The 22,367-nt window shown below is 53.4% G+C and carries 17 protein-coding genes; 7 read left to right on the plus strand and 10 right to left on the minus strand.

The genetic code is table 11. The features are described from left to right. Positions 1-54: 54 nt before the first annotated feature. The 4 genes from ACKC9G_RS14485 to sbcD all read right to left on the minus strand — a co-directional run bounded on the left by ACKC9G_RS14485 (position 55) and on the right by sbcD (position 6,146). On the minus strand, positions 55-456 hold the full coding sequence (locus ACKC9G_RS14485; protein ID WP_411406618.1) for a hypothetical protein: 402 nt from the start codon (positions 454-456) through the stop codon (positions 55-57). A 58-nt stretch (positions 457-514) separates the two neighbouring features. After that, positions 515-1,066 carry an ankyrin repeat domain-containing protein gene (locus ACKC9G_RS14490; protein WP_411406619.1) on the minus strand — a complete coding sequence of 184 codons (552 nt, stop codon included), beginning with the start codon at positions 1,064-1,066 and terminating at the stop codon, positions 515-517. Between the two features lie 146 nt (positions 1,067-1,212). Next, entirely contained in the window at positions 1,213-4,890 is a 3,678-nt protein-coding gene (locus ACKC9G_RS14495) for an AAA family ATPase (RefSeq protein WP_411406621.1), read from the minus strand. Continuing rightward, a complete protein-coding gene (gene sbcD, locus ACKC9G_RS14500) occupies positions 4,887-6,146 on the minus strand; it encodes an exonuclease subunit SbcD (RefSeq protein ID WP_411406623.1) in 1,260 nt (419 codons plus the stop codon). Before sbcD ends, ACKC9G_RS14495 begins: the two co-directional genes overlap by 4 nt. Positions 6,147-6,324: 178 nt before the next feature. On the opposite strand from sbcD, the gene ACKC9G_RS14505 reads away from it, so the two are divergent. From ACKC9G_RS14505 to ACKC9G_RS14530, 6 genes are all read left to right on the plus strand, one after another. Further along, a complete protein-coding gene (locus ACKC9G_RS14505; RefSeq protein ID WP_411406625.1) occupies positions 6,325-7,182 on the plus strand; it encodes a hypothetical protein in 858 nt (285 codons plus the stop codon). 6 nt (positions 7,183-7,188) lie between these two features. Next, positions 7,189-8,349: a hypothetical protein gene (locus ACKC9G_RS14510; RefSeq protein ID WP_411406627.1), complete on the plus strand. Its 1,161-nt coding sequence runs from the start codon at positions 7,189-7,191 to the stop codon at positions 8,347-8,349. Between the two features lie 392 nt (positions 8,350-8,741). Further along, complete coding sequence (locus ACKC9G_RS14515) at positions 8,742-9,773, plus strand: hypothetical protein (RefSeq protein ID WP_411406628.1); 1,032 nt, start codon at positions 8,742-8,744, stop codon at positions 9,771-9,773. Positions 9,774-9,808: 35 nt separating this feature from the next. Further along, positions 9,809-10,273, plus strand: coding sequence for a hypothetical protein (locus ACKC9G_RS14520; RefSeq protein WP_411406630.1), 465 nt, complete (start codon positions 9,809-9,811; stop codon positions 10,271-10,273). 363 nt (positions 10,274-10,636) lie between these two features. After that, complete coding sequence (locus ACKC9G_RS14525) at positions 10,637-11,350, plus strand: glutamine amidotransferase (protein WP_411406632.1); 714 nt, start codon at positions 10,637-10,639, stop codon at positions 11,348-11,350. 95 nt (positions 11,351-11,445) lie between these two features. Beyond that, positions 11,446-12,492, plus strand: a complete 1,047-nt coding sequence (locus ACKC9G_RS14530) for a hypothetical protein (RefSeq protein WP_411406634.1) — start codon at positions 11,446-11,448, stop codon at positions 12,490-12,492. Between the two features lie 79 nt (positions 12,493-12,571). On the opposite strand, the gene ACKC9G_RS14535 is transcribed toward ACKC9G_RS14530, so the two are convergent. From ACKC9G_RS14535 to ACKC9G_RS14550, 4 genes are all read right to left on the minus strand, one after another. Continuing rightward, positions 12,572-12,844 carry a hypothetical protein gene (locus ACKC9G_RS14535; RefSeq protein ID WP_411406636.1) on the minus strand — a complete coding sequence of 91 codons (273 nt, stop codon included), beginning with the start codon at positions 12,842-12,844 and terminating at the stop codon, positions 12,572-12,574. An 85-nt stretch (positions 12,845-12,929) separates the two neighbouring features. Further along, positions 12,930-14,420, minus strand: a complete 1,491-nt coding sequence (locus tag ACKC9G_RS14540) for an efflux transporter outer membrane subunit (RefSeq protein ID WP_411406638.1) — start codon at positions 14,418-14,420, stop codon at positions 12,930-12,932. Continuing rightward, positions 14,413-17,631, minus strand: coding sequence for an efflux RND transporter permease subunit (locus ACKC9G_RS14545; protein WP_411406640.1), 3,219 nt, complete (start codon positions 17,629-17,631; stop codon positions 14,413-14,415). Before ACKC9G_RS14545 ends, ACKC9G_RS14540 begins: the two co-directional genes overlap by 8 nt. 3 nt (positions 17,632-17,634) lie before the next feature. Beyond that, positions 17,635-18,873, minus strand: coding sequence for an efflux RND transporter periplasmic adaptor subunit (locus ACKC9G_RS14550; protein ID WP_411406642.1), 1,239 nt, complete (start codon positions 18,871-18,873; stop codon positions 17,635-17,637). Positions 18,874-18,981: 108 nt separating this feature from the next. Between ACKC9G_RS14550 and ACKC9G_RS14555 the strand changes: the two genes are divergently transcribed. Continuing rightward, on the plus strand, positions 18,982-19,608 hold the full coding sequence (locus ACKC9G_RS14555) for a TetR/AcrR family transcriptional regulator (protein ID WP_411406644.1): 627 nt from the start codon (positions 18,982-18,984) through the stop codon (positions 19,606-19,608). Here the strand turns inward: ACKC9G_RS14555 and ACKC9G_RS14560 are convergent, their stop codons facing one another. Then, the gene (locus ACKC9G_RS14560; protein ID WP_411406646.1) at positions 19,609-20,871 is read right to left on the minus strand and encodes an ABC transporter substrate-binding protein; all 1,263 of its coding nucleotides are present in this window, start codon (positions 20,869-20,871) and stop codon (positions 19,609-19,611) included. It lies immediately after the preceding gene. Beyond that, positions 20,868-22,301 carry a sensor histidine kinase gene (locus ACKC9G_RS14565; protein ID WP_411406648.1) on the minus strand — a complete coding sequence of 478 codons (1,434 nt, stop codon included), beginning with the start codon at positions 22,299-22,301 and terminating at the stop codon, positions 20,868-20,870. Before ACKC9G_RS14565 ends, ACKC9G_RS14560 begins: the two co-directional genes overlap by 4 nt. Between the last annotated feature and the right edge of the window lie 66 nt (positions 22,302-22,367).

Genomic DNA, 22,367 nt, shown 5'->3' on the forward strand with positions numbered 1-22,367 from the left:
GAGCTCCCGTTTCTGTTTCATCTGCCGAGTGATTTCTGACTGAACACGTGTCGGTCAGATACCTTCTTTAGGTGGCACGGTAATCCGCAGCTGTCCGCTGATGGGCGCCATAATAAAGGGGCGCGTCACTTCCTTGTCGCCGCAATAGACAGCCAGTGCTTTGCCGATATGGCTCTGGGTGTAATTGTGGAGTTTGTAGCTGCCGGCTTTGGTCAGTGTCATGTCCAGTAAGGAGGATTCGCCGGGGTTTTCCGCTTCCCGACTGGAGATGCTGGAAATATATTCCGGGCCGATCAACGCGGGCTTTATCACCACCCCTTGATTATCAACACCGTAGAGAGAGACCTGCTTGCAGCTGGCGGCAGACTCCCCCCAGGAACGGGTGCAGACCAGCAGGGTGATGATGCCGACCACCAGCCCGATCATCCAGTAAAACCGCAAGTTATGGGTATTCATTGTCAGACGCCTCCTTGCTGACCCTTTCATCCTTGATCATCATTCACTAAAGCCACGCTTAGCCTGCGGTGGCATCCTCGCCCTGCCAGTCTTTCAGCAGTGTTTGTACCTTGGAAAAATCCTTATTCGGGTTAAGCTCTGCGGCCTGATCCACCAGCTGCAACGGGGTCTTTCCGTCTTTATCGACAGCCTTGGTGTCTGCCCCCAGGTGCAGCAACATCCTTACCGCTTCCGGGTCATCACTCAGCGCCGCATAGTGCAGGGCCGTCATTTGCGAGCCGCCTGCTGTATTGTGTGCATTTATTTTTAGACCATGATCCAGGAAATGCTCAAGTATTGCGTTTGCCAGTGTTCTGTTGGGCAGCAGGGTGAACTCCTGAGCTGCTGCACGGGCATTGAGCTTGTCGATGTCCGCTTCACGAGGCGGCATCAGCCACAGCACTGCACTGGCGGCCCAGGTTTGGGGCCAGAAAGAATGCTCGGGATTGGCTTTGATCAGCAGTGTTGCTGGCGGTTCCTGATAAAGGCTGTGGCCGGCGGTAATGCCAGCGCCGATGACCATCACCAGCAGGGCTGTCAGCGTCCATTTGAAGCGTTTTAAAGGTTTCATCAGACTCTCGATAGTCTCTTGATAGTCGATCGTGTCTCGATAGTGGCGGTTGCCAGAGCTTCTTGCCCGGCTGAAACAGCAAAAAGGCTCAGGCAAGTCAGGCGCTTGGCGGCGCCTGACTGCAAAAGCGGGCAAAGTGTACCGGATCACTCCGCCTGATTAAAACGATAACGCTCATCCAGAAGGCTATAACCAAGCCCTGCCTGTTTTTTGACCTGAATCTGCGTCGGGATACGTTCTTTCAGCGCCTCGACATGGGAAATAATGCCGATCATCTTGCCGCTGGCCTGCAGGCTATCAAGGGCATTGAGAGCTTCTTCCAGCGTGTCCGCATCCAGTGTGCCGAAACCTTCATCAAGAAAGAGCGAGTCAATCCGCGTTTTATGGCTGACCAGTTCTGATAAGGCCAGCGCCAGCGCCAGACTCACCAGAAAGCTTTCGCCCCCCGACAGGGTTTGGGTATCGCGCACCGTATCGGCCTGCCAGGTATCCATTACCGCCAGTTCCAGCGGCGCATCCGGCTTGCGCTTAAGCTGATAACGGCCATCAAGACGACCCAGCTGGCGATTGGCCAGATGCACCAGATAATCCAGCGTCAGCCCCTGAGCAAAGCGGCGGAACTTATCGCCTTTGGCAGAGCCAATCAGCTCGTTGAGGTGCTCCCACGTGGTCAGTTCCTGTCGCTGCTGCTTGAGCTGATCCACAAGACTTCGCTGCGCTGAGCGCTGCTCCTGATCGCGCTTAAGCTCGCTGTTAATGGCACCGAGTTCCTCACTCATTTGCGTCAGGCTTTGAGCCAGCGCATCACGGGTTTGCTGCAGCTCGGCCAGCGGTTGCTCGGTTAACACCTCAGAATTGAGGGCTTCCTGCTGCTTTTGCGCTGCACTTAACAGCGCTTGCTGGCGGGTGACTTCATCATCCAGCGTGCGCAGTTGCTCGGTAATCGCCGCTTTCTCATCAGGGGAGAGTGCCGCCGCGAGGAAAGCAGCCTCATCCGCGAAGGGGCTGGCGGTCAGGGCGTTCTGCCACTGCTGGGTGAGCTTCACCAGCTGCGCCTGTAACTGTTTCAGCTCCTCAGCGCGGCGCTGCTGCTGCCCTTGCTGACTTTGCCATTGCTCATTAAGGGTGTTGAGCTGCTGACGGGCGTTCTCACGTTGCTGCTCGGCATCACTCAGCTGCTGCTGACTGCGGGCTTTTTCATCCGCGACGAGCTTGTCACCAAAGAGTGCTCGTCGCTGGTTGATCACCTCATTGCACTGCTGCACCTTGCTTTCGCGCTGGGTGTTCAGCTCGGCCTGCTGCTGCTGAAGATGGGCGAGGGTGGCATTCTGCTGCGTCAGCTGATTGTTGAGTTCGCCGCGCTTTTCTTGTAGCTCATTCAGCCATTGCTGCTGTTGCTGCACTTCATTGAGTGCCTGCTGGCGCTGCTGTAGCCAGTCATCACGCTCCGTTTGTGCCGGTAGCGTTAACTCAACGGCGGCCAGTTCCTGAGTCAGCGTTGTCGCCAGCGTTTCGCTCTGGGTTTGAAGCTCGCTTAACTGCTGTGAGATTTCCTGCGCCTGACGATCATACTGCGCCTTATCTTTCAGCAGACTTTCACGCTCATGACTGAGTTTTTGCAGGGCCTGCTCATGTCTGGCCAATTGCTGCTGTAATTCATGGTACTGATGCTGCTGTTGCTGACGTGCCTGAACCTGCTCCTGCAGGGTTTGACCATGCTCAGCAAAGGTATTGAGCCAGCGTTGCAGACTGGCTTCATCCCCCAGAATCAGCAACTCCGCGTGCAGTTTCCGTGTATGTTCCTGCCAGCGTTGCTGTAGCTCGCCCATCTGGCCTTGCAACTGGGAAAGCCGTGCTCGGCGCTGCTCCATCTCCGTATTCAGCGCGCTTTGCTGGTTACTCAGGCGAGTGCCTTCGGCGAGCAATCCTGCAAGGCGGTCGCTTTCTGTCGCCAGGGTTTGGCTATTCTCATCAATGGAGGGCGACTGCTGATAACGCTGTACCAGCGGGTGCTCCTGTGAACCGCAGAGCGGGCAGGGCTCGCCTTCTTTGAGGTCGGCACGGTGCGCTTCAAGGCTGGCAATCAGGCGAGCTTGCTCAATCAGCTGCTGCAGTTGTTTGACCGACGCATTGCAGTGTTTGTAATCACTTCTTGCCCGCTGCAGCGCTTCTGTAACCTGCTGATGCTCCTGAGTTTTATGCCCCAGCGCCGCCGTTACATCCTTGCTTTCCTGCTCAAGCTCCAGAAAGCGCGCGTTGACGTCCGGCAAGCGCTGGGCGATCAGGTTCAGCGCCTGCCAGTCATGCAGTTGGCTATCCAGCGCGGCGTGTTGCTCGCTGCCATCCTGAGTCTGCGTCGCTTCCAGTTGACGAAGCCCGGCTGTCAGCTGTTGTTGCTGATCCTGCGAGGCCTTGAGCTGTTGCTCCAGCGCTGGCAAGCGCGCTGTCAGTTGTTCGGCTGAAGCCTTATCGGCCGTCAGACGCTGCTGCAGTTTCTCTGCCTGGGTCTGCTGGTGCGTCAGTTCATGGAGCTGGGTTTGCCAACGCTCCAGACTGCGACCGATTTGCGCCTGATGAGGCTGGGACTGAATAAAGGCCTCGGCTTGTTCACGCTGCTGATTAAGGTCGTTCAGTTGCTGTTGCGTGGTGCTGACGGCTTGTTCACTGGCAGTCACGTTGTCATTAAGTGCGGCTAGCTGATCTTTCGCCACGTTAGCCTCCTTCAGCAAACGCTCAGCTTCACTATCCAGCGGGGTGATCTGCTCAAGCAAGGCCAGCAAGGTGTCGTGAGCAGCGCGCTTGTCCTGCAGCTGGGTGTCAGTAGCGGTGACGGCCTCTTTCGCTGCCGCGTGCTGCTGCTCAAGTGCTCCCAGCGATTCCCGCAGTGCCTTTAATGCCGCTTCACTTTCCTGCGTCTGTGCCTGTTGTTTTTGCTGCTCCTGATAAAGCGGCAGCAGTTCACTGGCGGGTTGATGCTGGGCCAATTTCTGCCGCGCAGGTTCTGCCTGAGCTTGTGCCTGTAACGCAGATTGCAGCTGTTCGTTCACGTGCTGCAGCTGGCTCGTGGCCTGCTGACGTTGCTCCTGCCACTGGATAAGCTTTTGCAGCTCTGTGCTCTGCTGCTGGGCCTGGGTGAGTGAGCTTTGCAGTGCCGTCTGGCGATTCGTTTTCTCGGCGATACTGGCCTCATCCAGCAGCTGCACGCCTTTCAGTGTCGCTTCGAGTTCGCGCACCTGTTGCTGACGCTCACGGGTCAGCTCAAAGGTGTGAGTGGAAATCTGGCCGTAAATTTCAGTGCCGGTCAGCTCTTCCAGTAATTCGGCGCGGCTGTTGGCATCGGCATTGAGAAAGGCCGCGAAGCCGCCCTGTGCCAGCAACATGGAGCGGGTGAAGTTCTCAAAATCGAGGCCGGTAATAGTGGTGGTCTGGCTGAGCTTGTCGCCAACTTTGGTAGCGAGAATTTCGCCCTCGAGCGTTGCTAGCTCAACGGCGACGGGCTGCAAATTGCCATCGGCTTTGTTACGTGCCCGTTTTTGCGACCAGAAGGCGCGATAGCCCTGACCCTTCACCTCAAACTCGACCTCGGCCAGACACTCCGCCGTGTGGCGGGTCATGATCTCGTTACTGCTGGTGCTGATATTCAGGCGCGGCGTCTGGTGATAAAGCGCCAGACACAGGGCATCAAGCAGGGTGCTTTTGCCCGCGCCGGTGGGGCCGGTAATGGCGAACAGGCCCTGATCAATAAAAGGCGCGGCGGTGAAATCAATCTTCCACTCGCCCTTGAGGGAGTTCAGGTTCTTGAGGCGAACGCTCAGGATTTTCATGACGGCACCTCCTGATTCACCGCGCGGCCATCGGCGCTGGCAGCGAGTTGTTGCTCCTGTTCCTGCAAGGAATCGAGCACTTCGCGAAAGCAGGCGGTAAGCGCCGGTTGTTGTGCTGCAGGTACATCGTCTGCGCTTAATCGCGTGGAGAAAACTTCCATCGGGCTTAATTCATCCAGCGTGACGGGCTCTTCTTCCTCCATTAACAACGAGGTTTGGCGTACCTTGCCACGGCGAACTTTCAGCACTTCAACGGGCAAATCTTTTACCCGTTCGGCGATTTCCTGTTGCAGGTCAGAGCGGTAGCCCTCATCGAGAATTTCGATATCAAGCCAGGCATCCAATGGCGCTTCAGGCAGCAGGCCTTCCAGACGCTGTTCGAGTAAATCCAGAGTGGTGCTGATGCTAAGAAGTGCGCGCTGGCAGGGAATGTCCAGCAGGCGAATCGCAGGCGTGGCGGACTCACTAAAGTCGAGCAAAACCACTTCTTTTTTCAGCCCTTCATTAAAGCTCAGGGGCAAAGGTGAGCCGCTGTAACGCCAGCATTCATTGCGCGAGACGATTTGCGGCCGGTGCAAATGCCCAAGGGCCAGATAATCAAAGGGCGGGAATAACTGCGCCGGGAAGGCATCCAGAGTGCCGATGTAAATCTCCCGCTCGGACTCGGAGGTTTTGCTGTGCAGGGTGGTCAAATGGCCGGTGCCAATAATCGGCAGGCCTGAGTCAGCGCGCGCGGTTTCCGCTTCTTTATAGAGGTCGGTATACAGCGTTGCGATGGTGTCTTTCAGCTGGCTGGCCTTGGCATCACTGCTGTCGCCCGCCTGGCTTTGCATCATCTCGCGCGGACGCAGATAGGGCAGGGCACATAACCAACCGGCGGTCGCGCCATCGCGATTGTGCAAAGGCAGCAGATGATCGCTCAAGTGCTGCTGACGACCGGCAATCACGCGGGTATTAAGGCAGGCCAGCAGCTGGCGGGACTCATCCAGCGTCGAGACCGCATCATGATTGCCGCCCAGCACGATAGTCTGAACGCCCAGCCCATGGGTGCGCGTCAGGAAGGAATAATACTGCTCACGGGCGTAGCTTGGCGGCGTGGTGGTATCAAAAATATCACCGGCGATGACCAGCACATCGACCTTTTCGGTGTCGAGCTGCTCCAGCAACCAGTTGAGAAAGGCCTGATGCTCAGCCTGACGGCTTTTGCCCATAAAGTGCTGACCGAGATGCCAGTCAGAAGTATGGATAACGCGCATGGGAATCCTTGCCGTAAGCAGACAACCGCGTGCCTGCGAAAATTCAGCCTCCCATTATTTGGAGTTTGGGTGGGATAGCAAGGGAGGATGCAGTGCAGATATTGTTTTGTAACTGGATGTTAACTACTATCTTGCGCATTCTACGGATGGACATCCGGATTACACATGGAGCTCAATTGTGTCGCTAGATCTTATCTTTAAGGAATTGGATTCAGCTAAAGGTGAAAGTGCTTTTACTTGTATAAAAAATCTTAAAGACGTTCGCAGAAATGTTCAGAAAAGAATCATTGAACCCTGGAAAATCCGGCAACGTTACGCTTCTCTCTGTGGCCCTACGGTCTTTATGCAGACTCTCGCCTCTCGTTTTCCAGAGGTATACGCGCAATATGTTGCTGATCTGATTCTTAAAGGCGAAGCCAAAATTGGTAATTTAAAAATTAAACCTGGCAACGACTGCAAGAAATATAATGGCCCAAGCAACATGATTGATCCTGTCGACTGGGTTGCTTTGGCAAGTCTTCGTGATGCCACCAATGGTATGTTCGACTATCAGTCGCCTTCGGATGAGTTCTCAGGTATCACGCTGCCCTCAGCACTGGAAGGCTGGTTCGTGAAAACTGGGCTTTTCCGAACGGTCGATAACAGAACTAATCTTATCTTTGATAAAGGCCTGGGTAACTTTATTGACGCTGTCACCAAGAATGTCAGTAATAATATGCAAGTGTGTTTGTTTATCGGATCCCGATTGCTCAATATGAGCCCGAAAAGCTCTAGTAAAGGTAACTGCCCTGCAGATCACTGGGTTATTCTCTCAAGTAATTCAAGAGTGCTGGTAGATGGACAACCCATCACAAGCTATAAGTCATGGATTAATGACAAGAGTAAAAAAGAAGATCTTGAGAAACTGTATGATAAAAAAATTACCTTTACTGTGCAGACCTGGGGAGAAGCCAATTTTCCGGCAACACAAACGAGAAATAATCTGACCGTTGCAGAGTTTCTGGATTTCTACTACGGCTATGTTTGCGCAGGTTAAGGAATTATGAAAGCTAAAATCGGTTTTGGATTTATTCTGTGCAGCTTGTTTTCATCATTTTCACATGCTGATGAAAATACCTATTCTGTTATAGCCGAAACGACTGTTTCGATGCCTGATACTACCTGGGTAGGGGGCACTCTCTCTAATAACTCACTCTATTTTCCCTCTTATGAAAGTATGAAAAAGATTACTTTACCTCAAGGGGAGGTAATCGAGACTCCAATGCAGAGCTACTCCTCCAGCCAGGCCAATATAAACCTTCCCGATCTGTCGAGTGTGATGATTCCCTACGGCAAGAACCATTGGCTAACTGGAAGTGCGCTGGATGACAGGCACGTTGAAATATGGAATACCGATCTCTCTCAAAAAATTAAATCTGTCGAGTTGCCTGAAGCATGCACTGGAGAAAGATTTAGCTTCAGAATCAGTGAAAGTAGCCAGTATCTTGCTTGCGGCGATGCTGTTCTGAGTTTGAACACCGGTAAAAATTTCGACGTTCATCGTACCGGGCCGGGGACTTATAACGACAGCTTTTTTATTGGTGATCAATACTACGTCGCCTTATCCCAAAATTATCATCCTGACGAAAACGCTATTTTTGTTAGTGATTTAGCAACCAGCAATGTGGTTGATTCTGGTTGGGATGAGAAAGTCCACTATATCGCTGGGCCAGAACAGGGCAACTTTATTGCCGCTGTGATCGACAAAAGCTCCATCTTCTCTGACAGCAATATTCTATGTGTCATGGATGTCAAAAAACTTAAGTGTGAGCAGTTGTACAAGGGCAAGATCAACGGGCTGCGAGTTTCCCCCAGTGGTCACTATATTCTGATCTCTACCGCTGAAGGGTTACTGGTCTTCGAGAAAGGTGAAGGCTTAACCTTCACTCAAAAGGCAGCATTGAATTACACACTGCCCCCCCAGTCGAATTATGTGGTTAATCAGTTCAACGGCTACAACACGCTGGCATTTAAGTCAGATCATGAAGTCTTCGCTGTGACCGAGAATGCTGATGTCGTTCTTCTGGATATCGCAACGGGGAAAGAGTTGGCGCGTAATACCTTTGCCAAGGGAGATACCCCTTTCTCGCTGCAATACAGTGGAGACTACCTCGCCGTGATGTGGAACTCCGGCAAGCTGGATGTGCTTAAAGTTAGCCAGTAATAAGTAGCTAATAGAGAGAGAAAAGGCAGTGAAAACTGCCTTTTTTATTATCATTATGTGTAATGATATTCTCTACTGAAAAAATATTTCAGGCACCAGATCATGGCATAAGTGTTAGTTTTAGATTCATATTTTTTGTTTTTTTTGATAATAGAATCATTTTAAATTCTTCATGAAGAAAATTTCATTTTGCTAATGTGAAAAATGGTCTATGGGAATACTCATCCGATTAAATAAATACGGCGCTTAAAGAAACTCAGGATCCCGTCACTTAGCTATAATTAGGCCTTGTAAAAGCAATCATAATTGGAGTTCTATGTAAAATTGTGATTTCATACATATGCCTCAGTATATAATGTAAAATTTTTAGTAGGTAATTCAAAGGAGAGAACATGGAAGCTTCTTTTTACGTAGTACCTGAGCGTACTTCACTTAAGCAAGTCGCAGAGCGCTTGTATGAGGGGCGAAGCGAGTTATTAAAGAATGACTTTCTTCGTTTCAATTCGGGGGCTGAACCGGTTGAGGGTCTCTTGTTACAGGGACAAATTCTTTATATTCCCGAGCCAGTTTGTTTTGCTGAAGAAGAGGATGTCATGGATTTGATATCTGATATGAACAGTATCGTAACCCAAGCTATGACAACAGATGAACGAAGATCGTTTTCTCAGCATGCCGCAATGGTACAGAATGCAGTTACCTCAAAAGAAATTGATATAACCGGTTATGCAGCAAGTGCCAATACATTTGCATCAAGTATTGTTGGAGGCTTGGCGATACACAATCAGCAAGTGAAAGCAATACTTCAAGAATTCGAAAGGAAATATTTAAATTCGATTAAAGCTAACGGTAAGCTTGGACCTGAGTTCTATAGTTATAGGCGTCAAGTTTTTCAATCTCTAGATAGCGTTGTTACTCGTACCGCCAACAAAGTTAGTGGTTTTGATTATAAGGGTGATATTAAGTCTCATATTAATATTAAAAATAAGTCCGAGATTCTTAGGATCAAGAAGTTAGGTACTTCTAGCACGAGTGATCTAAAAGCGCTTAGACCACATTTTGAGCAATTGGCCAGAGCAAATAAATGGCTTACGCGAGGATCGTATCTAACCATTGGTTTGAATGCTTATCTTACGTACGATAGTGTTGAGACTTTATGTAATAACTCATCACAAGATGCCTGTTATAAAGAGCGAAGTGTTAAGTATACAGGAGCTGCTGCAAGTACGGCTGGTGGAATCCTAGGCGGTGGTGCGGCTGCTTATGCGACATGTAATCTGCTTTTTGGAATTGAGACAGCTGGTACAAGTCTGCTTTGGTGTGGCCTTGTAGCTGGTGCCGTTGGTGGTTATGCAGGTGGAAAAGTGGGTGAAGCAGGTGGTGAAAAAATTGGAAATATAATATACGAAAAAAAATATAAGAAATAAAAGTAAAATCTTTTTGGCTGTTTTGGGATATTTCAATGGTTTTTATGAAAGTGTATTTTCTTCCTTTAATTATTAATGTGATTTTTCTGGGAGATTTTTTTAGCACTGTAACGTACAGTGAAAACAGCCTTGTAGAGAATGTCTCTACGCTCTTTGCGTTTTTTGCTTTTTATAATACTTTACCTCTTGTGGGGTATCTTCTTTATATAATTAAGCGAATAACTCCTAAGACCTTTAAAGCGATAGGTGCTGATAGTTGTGATTATTATCAGGGAGGGATTGAACGACTTTTTTTAGTTCAGTACTGGTATACTCTGCATTTTATTTTTTGTCGGGTTTCTAAAAAAATATATAATCTGACGGTGTATAAGAGAAAACAACTTCCAGAGTTCTCATACTCAAGCCTGCCTAAAGAAATTAGCGCCCCCTATTTGTTGTTTTTTTGGTGGGCTGTATTGCTGGTGATGGCCTTTGCTCTTGTCTTACTTCTAAATGACTAAATAGAAAATAATGAAGTTAACTCTTTTTTCACGGCAGAACGTTTTGATGTGATATTGCCTCCGGCGTTTAGAGATAGAAAGTTTCTTTCTGGCTTGTACCTTAGGTCGTTTTTACATGATTCAGTTCAAGCCCGTGGGCCTAGCTTGATTAACAGGCGTTGTGGGCGAGAGGCACGTTAGCTCATCCTGCCTGTCATCTGAACACTCTTTCCCCTCGACTCCAACTAACTGCAGCTTTGGTTTTCCCCCAAACCTCAGTAAAATCCGCGCAGTTTATTGGCCTGTGTTTGGGCTGTTGAGTTTGTAGCGCTGATCAAGCCTGGCAGGGAGCTGGTGGTCGGCTGCCTTTGCAGGTGATGCTAAATGCCGCGAATGTTAGTGGTAAAAGCCGGTGAAACCTTTCCTCAGGTTGCCAGCACGCTGGGTGATTTTGATCAGCTCTTTATCAATGCCATGGGACTGCCTGCTGAACAGGTCGATGTTTGTGAAGCCTACGCGGTAGACGAACTACCTGATCCTTCGCTGTACCGCGGTATTGTGGTGACCGGTTCCCATGCGATGGTGTCTGACCGCGAGCCTTGGAGTGAGCGCTTGGGTGAGTGGCTGGTGGATGTAGTACACCGTGAGCTGCCACTCTTTGCCGTCTGCTATGGCCATCAGTTACTGGCGCAGGCACTGGGTGGCGAAGTGGGTTATCACCCTGATGGCCCGGAGATCGGTACGGTGGAAGTGAGCCTGACGGCAAACGGTCAGCGTGATGAACTGTTTGGCCTGATGCCGAGCCGCTTCCGTGCCCAATCGACGCATTATCAGACAGTGCTTAAGCTTCCCCGGGATGCCCAGGTGCTGGCCTCGAACAGTTTCGAACCTCATCATTCCTATCGCGTTGGGCCCTGTGCCTGGGCAACGCAGTTCCATCCTGAATTTACCCCGGATGTGATGCGTGGCTATATCGCTGCGCAGGAAGAGACGTTACGCACCAAAGGCATTGAGGCTGCATCTCTGATCGCTGAAGTGGGTGAAACCGTGGATGCGGTGAACCTGCTGCGCGGTTTTGCGCGTTATACCTTGGACTGAGTCTTTTTCAGCGAAGGCAACCAATGTGTTATAAAAGCCACAAATGAACCCATTGTGGCTTTTTTTATTTCTAAAATCGGGGGTTGAGGTAAGGCATGGCGAACAGTCACGACCTTAAAGGGCTATTCAAATTCTTGAAACGCGATGAGTGGGCTAACTGCTTCTCTATGGTGTACGACGAGCACTTGGGAAAAACCCTGCGTGCTGGTGAGATGAGCTTTGAGGAACTGACAAAGCTGATCGGACAGGAAGCGGCGAATACCCTCTGGGGCTGTGCCTTCGAAGACTTTCTCACTCAGGCCTTTCAGGTACCGGGGGAGAATCTGGTGGATGAATACCTGAAGCGCCGTGGCTGGAAAGAGACCACGCGCTCCAAGAGTTATATCCGCTCCCTGAAAACGTCAGTGATGTCATTGTATGTGGTCGACAATGTTGTTCCCGGCCAGCATGTGATTCTGAAAGACGTGCTGCGTGGTGGCGATAAGGTGCTGGTACAGGATGTGAGCGCCTCAAAAAGTCTGTCTTTTGGCCAGCATATTGGCGGGCGCGTGGTTTCCGAGCTGAACAGGCTGGTGCTGACCGGCGGTACGCTGGTGTTCGGTGTGGATGCTACCGAAACCCTGATGGCCAGTCTTAAAGATACCTTTGGCGTTGGCCTTGACCAGCCTTTGCCGATTCCTGCAGACGAAGCCCTGTCTTCGGTTGCTGCACTCTTCACGCTGTCCTGGCTGACCCATGCGCTGGCGCAGAACATGAACATGGATGACATGCTGGAGAGAATGCTTGCCAGTGCCGCGGCCCTTGAAGAGGAAGAAAGTCCTGCTGCGGCCCAGGCGGTTGAGTCTGCCGAGCTCACTTCGGCGACCTCTGAAAAAGTGCCGATGCAGGTGACTTTCCCGTTGGCGAGCAAAGTGTTGCAGAAGGATATTCTGCCAGTACTGGAAGAACTCAAGTGCCTGAGCGTTATCAAAGCCAAGCTCTGGCAATGGCAAAGTCAGGGTTTTAGTGGCGAGCTGGAGTTAAAAGGGCGGGGCATGACCCTGCTGGTGGATTCCGAAGCGGCGGCGAGTGTCGCTGCCAGCGAATTGGCCACGTTGCTCGGGGAACGGGTCAAAGCGCCGGAAATCACCTCTGTCAGCTAACCGCTATTGAGACTTTGTGTTCGCTGATAAAAAAACCGCCTTTGGGCGGTTTTTTTATCGTTACGCTGGCAATGCAGGCTCAGGCCACCAACAGCTTTCCTGCCGCGTGGGCCGCATGCCAGGCAAAGCGCATGGCGGCTTCTCTGGCGATTTCCTGATCCTTGATAAAGCCGACATAGTCGACTGCATCGAAGGACTTGGTCACGCCACAGTACTCCAGCACATAGCCGCTTTCGGTTTCGGTGATGGTGTAGTTCAGGCGCAGGTTCTCACTGGCGGTGTGATCCGTAGCCGCCAGTTCAGTGTTTAGCATGTCGTTGCTGATAATGCGGTTCGTGGGTATCCCTTCCACGGGCACACTCCTTGTCGTTTTGCATCGAGGGCATGAATGTTTCCATCGCGCCCGGCTCACTTCATGGGTGGCATCCTTCCTCAGATTATTCATCCTTGGAGACTTCTGCCGCTGTTGTTGCTTGCTGCGTTGTATCGTCCACCAGGCCTCCGCCCAGTACCCGATACAGAGTAACCCGGTTATCCAGCTCGGTCAGACGAGTGGAAAGCAGGGTCTGTTGAGCACTATAGAGGGTGCGCTGAGCATCCAGCGTATCCAGATAGCTGTCGATCCCGTTTTTGTAGCGGTCGAGGGACAGGTTGTAGCTGTCCTGTGCTGCGGCGACGAGATCTTCCTCGGCATTCAGCTGATCCTTGATGGTACCCCGACGGGCAAGGGCATCAGCGACTTCCTTGAATGCGGTCTGTAGCGTGTAGCGATAGGTCGCCACCATTTTGTCTTTCTCGGCTTTACTGTAGTCCAGCGAGGCGCGATTTGCTCCGCCATCAAAGATGGGCAGGCTCAAACTGGGAGCGACGGTCCAGATGGTCGCTGCACCACCACTGAATAGATCCGCCAGTGCGGCGCTCGCCAAACCTCCGGTTGTCGTCAGGGAGAGGCTGGGGAAGAACGCTGCCCGTGCTGCGCCAATATTGGCGTTAGCGGCCTTGAGGTTATGTTCAGCGGCCAGTACGTCCGGCCTTTCTTGCAGCACCGAAGAGCTGACACCGGCGGGCACTGAGCCGAGCCAGGCGTTCTGGTCCGTCAATCCATCGGGCAGTAAATCAGTGCTGAGGCTCTGGCCTACAAGAAGCTCAAGGGCGTTTCGATCCTGTGCGACGAGGGTAGTGTAGCTGGCAATATCAGCTCGTGCCGTGTGATATGTCGTTTCTGCATTTCGCACATCCACACGCGAGTCGATACCAAGCTTAAGCCGCCGCTGGGTAATCTCGACATCCCGCTGGGCGTTGTCGGCCGTATTCTGCGCAAGCTTTAGCAAAGATTGATCCGTGGCCAGGGTCAGCCAGGCAGAGGCTGTTTCTCCAATCAGGGTGATTCTGGCGGAGCGTGCCGTGTCATTGCTGGCCAGATAGGTCTCCAGCTCGGCATTACTGAGACTGCGGGTTTTGCCGAAGAGGTCTATTTCATAGGAACTTAAGCCCGCGGTCGCTTCATAGCTTTCAGTGGTACCGCTACTTTGGGTTTTGCTACGGCTGGCAGAAATACCGGCATCGACTTCTGGAAACAGGTCAGCACGTTGTTCCTTGTAAGTCGCGCGCGCCATGGCGACATCGGCCAAGGTGCTTTTCAGATCCTGATTATTTTGTAGCGCGAGGCTAATTACCTGCTGTAAGCGCTTATCCTGAATAAAGCTTTTCCAGGGCAGCTCTACGGCCGTCTGCTTTGAGGTGTCTGTCTTGTAAGCCGCGCCACTTGGCCATGCTGAAGGGACGGAAGCCTCCGGGCGCTGGTAATTTGGCGCCAGAGAGCTGCAACCGGCCAGCATCGCCATCGCCACAAGAACACCTGCACGCAAGCTGGTGCGAGACAGCATCGGGGTGCCGGCGTTGGTGTGAGAGGGGAAAAACTTACTCATGATCCACTCCTGCATTGCCCTGATTTCCATTACCCGCAAGTGCCTTGGGGTGAGTGCTGTTGTTCTCTGAGGCAGGCAGCGCCTTGATGCTACCGTCCTCGTTGTACAGTGGCCGACGACCGGGGAAGAGTCGGCGAACCAGTACGAAGAAGAGTGGCACGAGGAAGATGGCCAATGCGGTGGCGGTCAGGGTACCGCCGACGATACCGGTACCGATGGAGATACGGCTGTTGGCACCGGCGCCAGTCGATAGCGCCAGTGGTAGGGTGCCGAAGATAAAGGCCAGAGAGGTCATCAGGATGGGACGCAAACGCAGGCGGGCGCCTTCAATGGCCGCGGCAAACTGATCCTTGCCTTCCTCATAAGCCGCTTCAGCAAATTCGACGATGAGAATCGCATTCTTGGAGGACAGGCCAATGGTGGTCAGCAACGCCACCTGAAAGTAGATGTCATTCTCCAGTCCACGCATCGTCGCTGCCAAAGCGGCACCCACGACCCCCAGAGGAATTACCAGAATCACGGAAAGCGGTACTGACCAGCTCTCATAGAGTGCCGCCAGGCAGAGGAACACCACCAGAATGGAGATGCCATAGAGCATGCCGGACTGACCACTGGATTTCTGCTCCTGATATGAGAGTCCGCTCCAGGAATGAGTCGAGCCCGCAGGGAGCGCATCCGCCAGTTTGACGATCTCTTTCATGGCATCGCCGGAGCTGACGCCACTCGCGCCAGAGCCCTGAATTTCATAGGAAGCCAGACCATTAAAACGGCTCAGGCTTTGTGGGCCGCTGGTCCAATCGACAGAGCTGAAGGCGCTGAAGGGCGTCATGCTGGTGTCGTCGCTGCCACGCACAAACCAGTGCTTGAGGTCATCGGGGCTTGAGCGGTATTTGGCATCACCCTGCACATAGACCTTCTTGATTCGGCCATTGTCGATAAAGTCATTGACGTAGCTGCCCGCCCAGGCGGTACTCAGGGTGCTGCTGACATCCGACAGCGATAGCCCAAGTGAGGTTGCCTTGGCGGAATCGATATTAATCTTGAGTTGCGGCGTGTCGCTTAGGGAGCCAAGACGAATGCCTGACAGCTTGTCATCTTTACTGGCGGCGCTCAGCAGGTCGGTGCGCAGCTTTTGCAGCTCTTCACGAGAGGTTCCGGGCGAAGCCTGAAGCTCGAAGGTAAAGCCATTGCTTTGCCCCAAACCCTGAATGGGCGAGGGTGACATGGCGAAGATACTGGCATCACGAATGGAGCTCAGGTTTTTCATCGCACGGGCATTGATGGCGTCAGCAGAGTTCTCGGTGCCTTCGCGCTCTGACCAGTCCTTAAGCCCGATAAACGCCATGGCTGCATTTTGTCCTGCGCCGCTGAAGTTAAAGCCCGACAGGGTAAAGATATCTTTGACGTTATCTTTTTCCTGATTCATGAAGTAGTTACGCACTTCTTCGGTCGCCGCAACGGTGCGCTTGATGGAGGCACCCGTGGGCAGGTTGACCTGCAGCATGCTTTCGCCCTGATCTTCCTGGGGCAGAAAGCCGGTTGGCAGGCGAATCATCAGCAGGGCCAGTATTGCAACCACGACACCATACACCAGCATCCAGCGCACAGGTCGGTGCACCAGTTTGCCAACGCGACCCTGATAGCGATCAGTCATGGAATCAAAATTACGGTTAAACCAGCCAAAGAAGCCGCGACGTGCTGTGTGGCTACCGGGTTTCAGAATGGAAGCACAGAGGGTGGGGCTGAGGGTCAGGGCAACGATCACCGACAGTACCATGGAAGAGACGATGGTGATGGAGAACTGGCGGTAAATGACCCCGGTGGAGCCGCCAAAGAAGGCCATGGGCAGGAACACCGCAGAGAGCACCACGGCAATACCGATCAGCGCGCTACTGATCTCCTTCATGGACTTGATGGTGGCATCGCGAGGGGACAGGTTTTCCTCATGCATCACGCGCTCGACGTTTTCCACTACCACGATGGCATCGTCCACCAGCAGGCCGATGGACAACACCATGCCAAACATGGTCAGGGTGTTGATGGAGTAGCCAAAGGCATCCAGCACACCAAAAGTCCCGAGCAGCACCACCGGCACGGCAATCGCCGGAATCAGCGTGGCGCGCCAGCTCTGCAGGAATACAAACATCACCACGACCACCAGCAGGATGGCTTCAAACAGGGTTTTCACGACCTCTTCAATGGAGATGCGGATGAACTCGGTGCTGTCCTTGGGGTAGGCGACTTCATAGCCCTGCGGCATGCTTTTCGAAAGAGCGCTGATCGTATCTTTAACGCGAGTCGCCGTGGAGAGCGCATTGGCGCCGGGCGCCAGCTGCACGGCGATACCGGAGGCCGGATGGCCATTCAGGCGCGGGACGTAGTTATAGCTTTCAGAACCGAGCTCAATGGTGGAAACATCGCCCAGTTTGACATCCGCCCCTGAGCTGTCGTGTTTGATAATGATATTGCGGAAGTCATCCGGCGTTTGCAGCATCGACTGGGCGGTAACAGTGGCATTCAGCTCCTGGGTGTCCGTGGTCGGCATACCGCCGATAGTACCGGCTGCCACCTGGGTATTCTGCGATTCCAGAGCGCTGGTGATGTCCGAGGGCATCAGGTCATAGGCGGCCAGTTTGGTTGGATCAAGCCAGATACGCATGGCATATTGCGAGCCAAACACCTGCACGCTGCCGACACCTTCCAGACGGGCAATGGTGTCTGACACATTACTGGAGAGATAGTCTGAAATGTCGTAGTGCGAGGCCTTATCGGTGGAATCGTAGACGGCGGCGATCAGCAGGAAGTCCGAGTTCGCCTTGGTGACAGTCACGCCCTGTGACTGCACCGATTCCGGCAGGCGCGAGGTGATCTGCGAGACTTTGTTCTGTACCTGAACCTGCGCGGTGTCCGGGTCTGTGCCCTGCTCAAAGGTCGCTTTGATAGAGGCTTTACCGGAGGAGGAGCTGGATGAGGAGAAGTACAGCAGGCCATCGAGCCCGGTGAGTTCCTGCTCAATGACCTGAATAACGCTGTTCTCAACGGTTTCTGCTGAGGCGCCGGTATAGGTGGCGGAAATATTGACGGTCGGTGGTGCCACGTCGGGATACTGGGCAATCGGCAAACTATAAACCGCTGCTGCGCCGCTCAGCATAATGATGATGGCAATGACCCAGGCGAAGACGGGCCGGTCAATAAAGAAACGCGCTAGCATGGCTTACATCGCTCCCTTGGACTCGGCGGTAGTCGCTGTGTTTTCAGAAACGTCGGATGAGCCAGAAGAGTTGGCTAATCTGGAAGCGTTTTCAGCGATGCTCTGGTTTTGCTGGATATCACTGACGGAGCCATCGTCGGCCACAGTAACGGCAACCCCTTTAGCGGAGTCGCCCGCCGCGACTTTCCCTGAGCCTTCCACAATCAGCCGGTCGCCGGCCTTAAGCCCCGAACTGATCAGCCATTGATTACCCACGGCGCGTTCAGTTTCAACATCACGGCTTTCCACTTTGTTATCGGCATCCAGCACCAGTGCGGTGGCATTGCCACGAGCATCGCGGGCGATACCGCGCTGAGGGGCCAATAACGCTTGAGAGTCGACGGCCTCATCAAGCACGGCTCGCACAAACATGCCGGGCATCAGCAGATCATCAGGATTGGGGAATGAGGCACGTAACGTCACCGAACCGGTGGACTCATCAACGGCGACTTCACGCACGGTGAGGGTACCTTCGTGCCCATAAGTGCTGTCATCCTCAAGCTTCAGGCTGACTTTGGTATTGCCTGAGCTGACTCCCTGACGCTTCAGGGTCTTGCGCAACTGCAGCACTTCCTTGCTCGATTGGGTCAGATCGACATTCATCGGATCGAGACTGCGGATCGTCGCCAGTGCAGTGTCCTGATCGGCGGTCACAAGGGCACCTTCCGTGACGCTGGAAATGCCGATGCGGCCGGAAATGGGCGCGGAAATCCTGGTGTGATCAAGGTCAATGTTGGCGGTTTCGAGAGCGGCTTTGTACTTGGCGACGCTGGCAACCGCTTCGAGATAACTGGCGTGGGCATCATCGGCATCCTGTTTGGCGACACCTTCGGATTTTGCCAGTGCGGCATAACGCTGGTCCTTGAGCCTGGCTGAGCGCACGGTGGCTTCGGCGTTCATCAGATCGGCCTTGGCTTCATTGACGGCAGCCTGATATGTGGACTCATCAATCTGGTAAAGCACCTGGCCTTTCCTGACCATTGAGCCTTCTTCAAACAGACGTTTTTGCAAAATACCGCCGACCTGAGGCCGGACCTCTGCGGTTGTTGAGGCAACGGTTCTGCCTTGCAGTTCGGTCTTGAGCGGGAGGGTAGAGGTTTTCAGGGTAATGAAGCCGACTTCCTGTGCAGATTTTGGCTGCTGCTCACCGTCGCCTTCCTGCTGACAACCCGCCAGCGCGAGGGAAATCAGCAGAACTGCCATCGAAGGTACCAGAATTTTCATGAATGCCGTTGCCATTTAATATTTGAGAATGATCATTCTCAAACTATACAATCCCCCCTCAGGAGTACCAGAACGAAGGTTTGAGCAATGGTTTCAGCATCTGACAAAAGCCTTACAAATGACAAAAGTCCTACGAAAGAAGAAAAGACGGAGCAGCGACGGTTACAAATCCTGGATGCCGCGCGTCTTCATGTCATCGAGCAAGGCTTTCACGCCACCAGTATGGCGATGGTGGCAAAAAGCTCCGGGCTGAGTGTTGGGCAGATCTATCGTTATTTTGAAAACAAGGAAGCCATCATGGGCGCGCTGGTGGAGCGCATCACTACCCGGCGTCTGGAGTGGATGGATCTTTCAAAGAGCTGGCTAAACCCGGAATGCGCGGATGAAAGCAGCCTGGCACCGGCACGTATCAGCGACGATGATCGAGCCATCATGCTGGAGATTCAGGCAGAAGCCGCCCGTAATCCGCTGATTGCCGAGGTGAGTTATCAGGCTCATTTGCGCCTGGAAGCGAGGGCCATGAGCCTGTTGAAGACCGCTTATCCTGAGGCGGATGAAGACTATTTACGCTTGATTTCTGAGCTTCGCGCGACGCTGATTCAGGGCATGATGCTGCGTCGTTACGATGCGCGGGATATCGACCAGAATGCCATGACCCGGTTCTGTATGAAGCTGCTCAAACGGCTACTGGATGAAGGCAATTCCGCCAAATAGCTACTGGCTTGAATCGTTATAGAAGCCTCTGACCGGAAGTGTCGGCGGAACACTGATGCCGGGTTTGAGTGCACTTTCCCATTCACGGATAAAGCGGTTGCGCTTCATCTGGTCCAGAAACACCAGCAGCCCCAGTCCGAGATTGATGGGGTGATAGCTGGAGTCCCAGCGCTGTCGCAGCCAGTCAGCGGACTTGGGCTTGCTGCCCAGAATACTGATCAGGCCGCTTTGGCTGGCGATAACATCCTGGCCTTCTTCTGAGAGAAGAAAATCCAGAAAGCGCCGGGCCAGGGCGGGGGATCGCGCTTTTTTGGAAATCAGTGCAATACGGCTCATCACCAGGGTGTAGTCCGACGGAATAATGATGCCCAGTCGCGGGTCTTTCGCGGCATAACTCAGGGCATAGGAGCCCAGCACGTTGTAGCCAAGCGCCAATCTGCCTTCTGCGACTTCATGTAAAATCTGGCTGGTGCAGCAGTAGGTTCGCGCCTTGGCGCGCCCGAGGGATTCCAGCAGACGGCCATTGATGCTGGAGTGCACGGAGTCCTGAGTGGCCAGCAAATAGCCGACGCCGGAGTGGCGGGTATCGTAGGTACCAACCTTGTTCAGGTAAAAGGCAGGAACTTCGCGCATCTGGTTGGCGAGTTTTTCATGGGTATCGGGCAGCGGCCGGTCATTAAACATGGCCTTGTTATACACGATCACCAGTGGCTCATAACTGATGCCAAAACCTTCGTGACGCCAGGTGGCCCATTCCGGCAACTGGCTGAAATTGGCGGGAGTAAAGGGCTGGGCATAGCCGTCATTGATCAGCTTGGCCTGAAGATCCATCGCCGAGCTAATAATGATGTCGGTGGTGGTGTCGTTGTACTGATATTCAGAGCGAAAATCGCTGTAGAGCTCAGGTGAGAGCACTTCTTCATAGTGGACCTGAATATCCGGGTTCTTTTCCTGAAAATAGCGAAGGATCGGAAAAAAAGCCGCCTCATCCGTCGCGCCTTTAATAAACAGCCAGCGGCCTTCCTCTCCCTGTGGTGGCGCCTCACGAGGCTCATCCTCACCCGCGCGGGCGGTAAAGGGCTGACTGGTGGCATCGGTCGGGGCCGGTGCATCCGTGGTGCGGATGGGTTCAGCATTCGGTGACATCGCCGCCACCATAGCCGCTTTTACAAGGCTGGCGCCCCCGGCAGCGCCCAATAGCACGACGATGACTAACAGCAGGCGACGGCTGAGGTCGCGCGCACTTCGGCGTTTGAGTTTCATGGCGCTCCCTCCTCAGCAGGGTGGGTTGTCACCGCCATGGCGGGAAAATCGAGGCTGATCAGTAAACCGCCTTCACGGCTTTCTGCAAGGGTCAGTTCGGCATGATGGGCTTCGGCAGCCGCCTGAACGATGGCTAATCCAAGGCCCGAACCGGACTGATCCCTGGAGAGGCGAACGAAACGCTCCATCACTTGTGAGCGCTGGCTGGCCGGAATACCGGGGCCACTGTCTTCAACCTGAACACGATAGCCTGACTGTCCTTCAGTCAGGCGATGGCTGAGCACTGACAGGGTGATGTGATTATCTTCCGGGCCATACTTGATGGCGTTATCCAGCAGATTACGCAGGGCTTCCGTCAGGCTGATCACATCGCCTTCAATCAGGGCTTCCTCCAGCGTGCTTTCAAAGCCAAAGTCGAGATCGCGATGGGCATGATCACGTACGGTTTCGGTCAGAAGCTGGCGGGACAGACGCACCAGATCGACCTTGTCCGGCAGTTGTGTATCGCTGCGGTGAATGACCAGCGCATGGGCCAGCAGCTGGTTGGTCAGGCGAATAATGCGCTTACTCAATGCCGTGGCTTTTTGCAGACGGTTACGCTGTTCGGCATCTTCGCTTTCCAGCTCCGCTAGATCCAGCTGAACCTGCAGGGTGCTCATGGGAGTGCGGATCTGGTGGGCGGCATCGGCAATAAAGCTTTGCAGTAAATTCAGATTGCCCTGCAGCCGGGTCATGAAGGTATTGAGGGAGCCGACCAGCGGTGAAATTTCCTTCGGTGCTGGCAGCTCAAGGGGAGTGAGCTGAGTGGGTGAGCGGTTGCCCAAATCGCGGCTGATGAGTCGCAGCGGGTTTAACGCGCGGGTAATACCAAACCAGACAAAAAGCAGGCCGATGCCCATTACCAGCAGGAGTAATCCCAGCGCGTTGAACACCAATTCACGGGCGAGGGCAGAGCGGGCTAAACGCGTTTGACCAATCTGCACCGTGACCCAGCCTTCGGTGCCTTGCTCCGTCAATAAGCGGCTGAGTAAGGCAAAACGCACGGTTTCACCACTGTATTCGGCATTGAAGAAATAAGGTGTGGGCCCCGGCTGCCAGTCCTTGGGGAGGGGCAGGTCCGGATAGCCTGTCAGCGGGTAACCATCCGGGCCGATGACCTGATAAAACACCCGATCATCGGGGGCGAGAGACAGCATGGTCATGGCCGAGTGGGGGATATCAACCTCAACCCCACGCGTCGTCACGAAAATACGCTCAAGAATCGACAGGCTGGCGCCGTTGAGCAGGCGGTCAAAAGAGTAGTCTGCAGCGCGTTCGGCGTAACGCCAGATGCCCACGCCCAATAGCAGCAGGGCGACCACAAAGATCACCGCCATGCGCGTCAGCAGCCGGCGCTTGAGGGAATAACTGGGCTTGATTCCTGACTTCATCCCGCGTCCTGTCAGCCAAGGATTGCCAGCACGTTACCCCGAACCGGCGCAAAGCTCCACACGCCA

It is taken from the genome of Pokkaliibacter sp. CJK22405, assembly GCF_046614695.1.
Taxonomy (GTDB): domain Bacteria; phylum Pseudomonadota; class Gammaproteobacteria; order Pseudomonadales; family Balneatricaceae; genus Pokkaliibacter.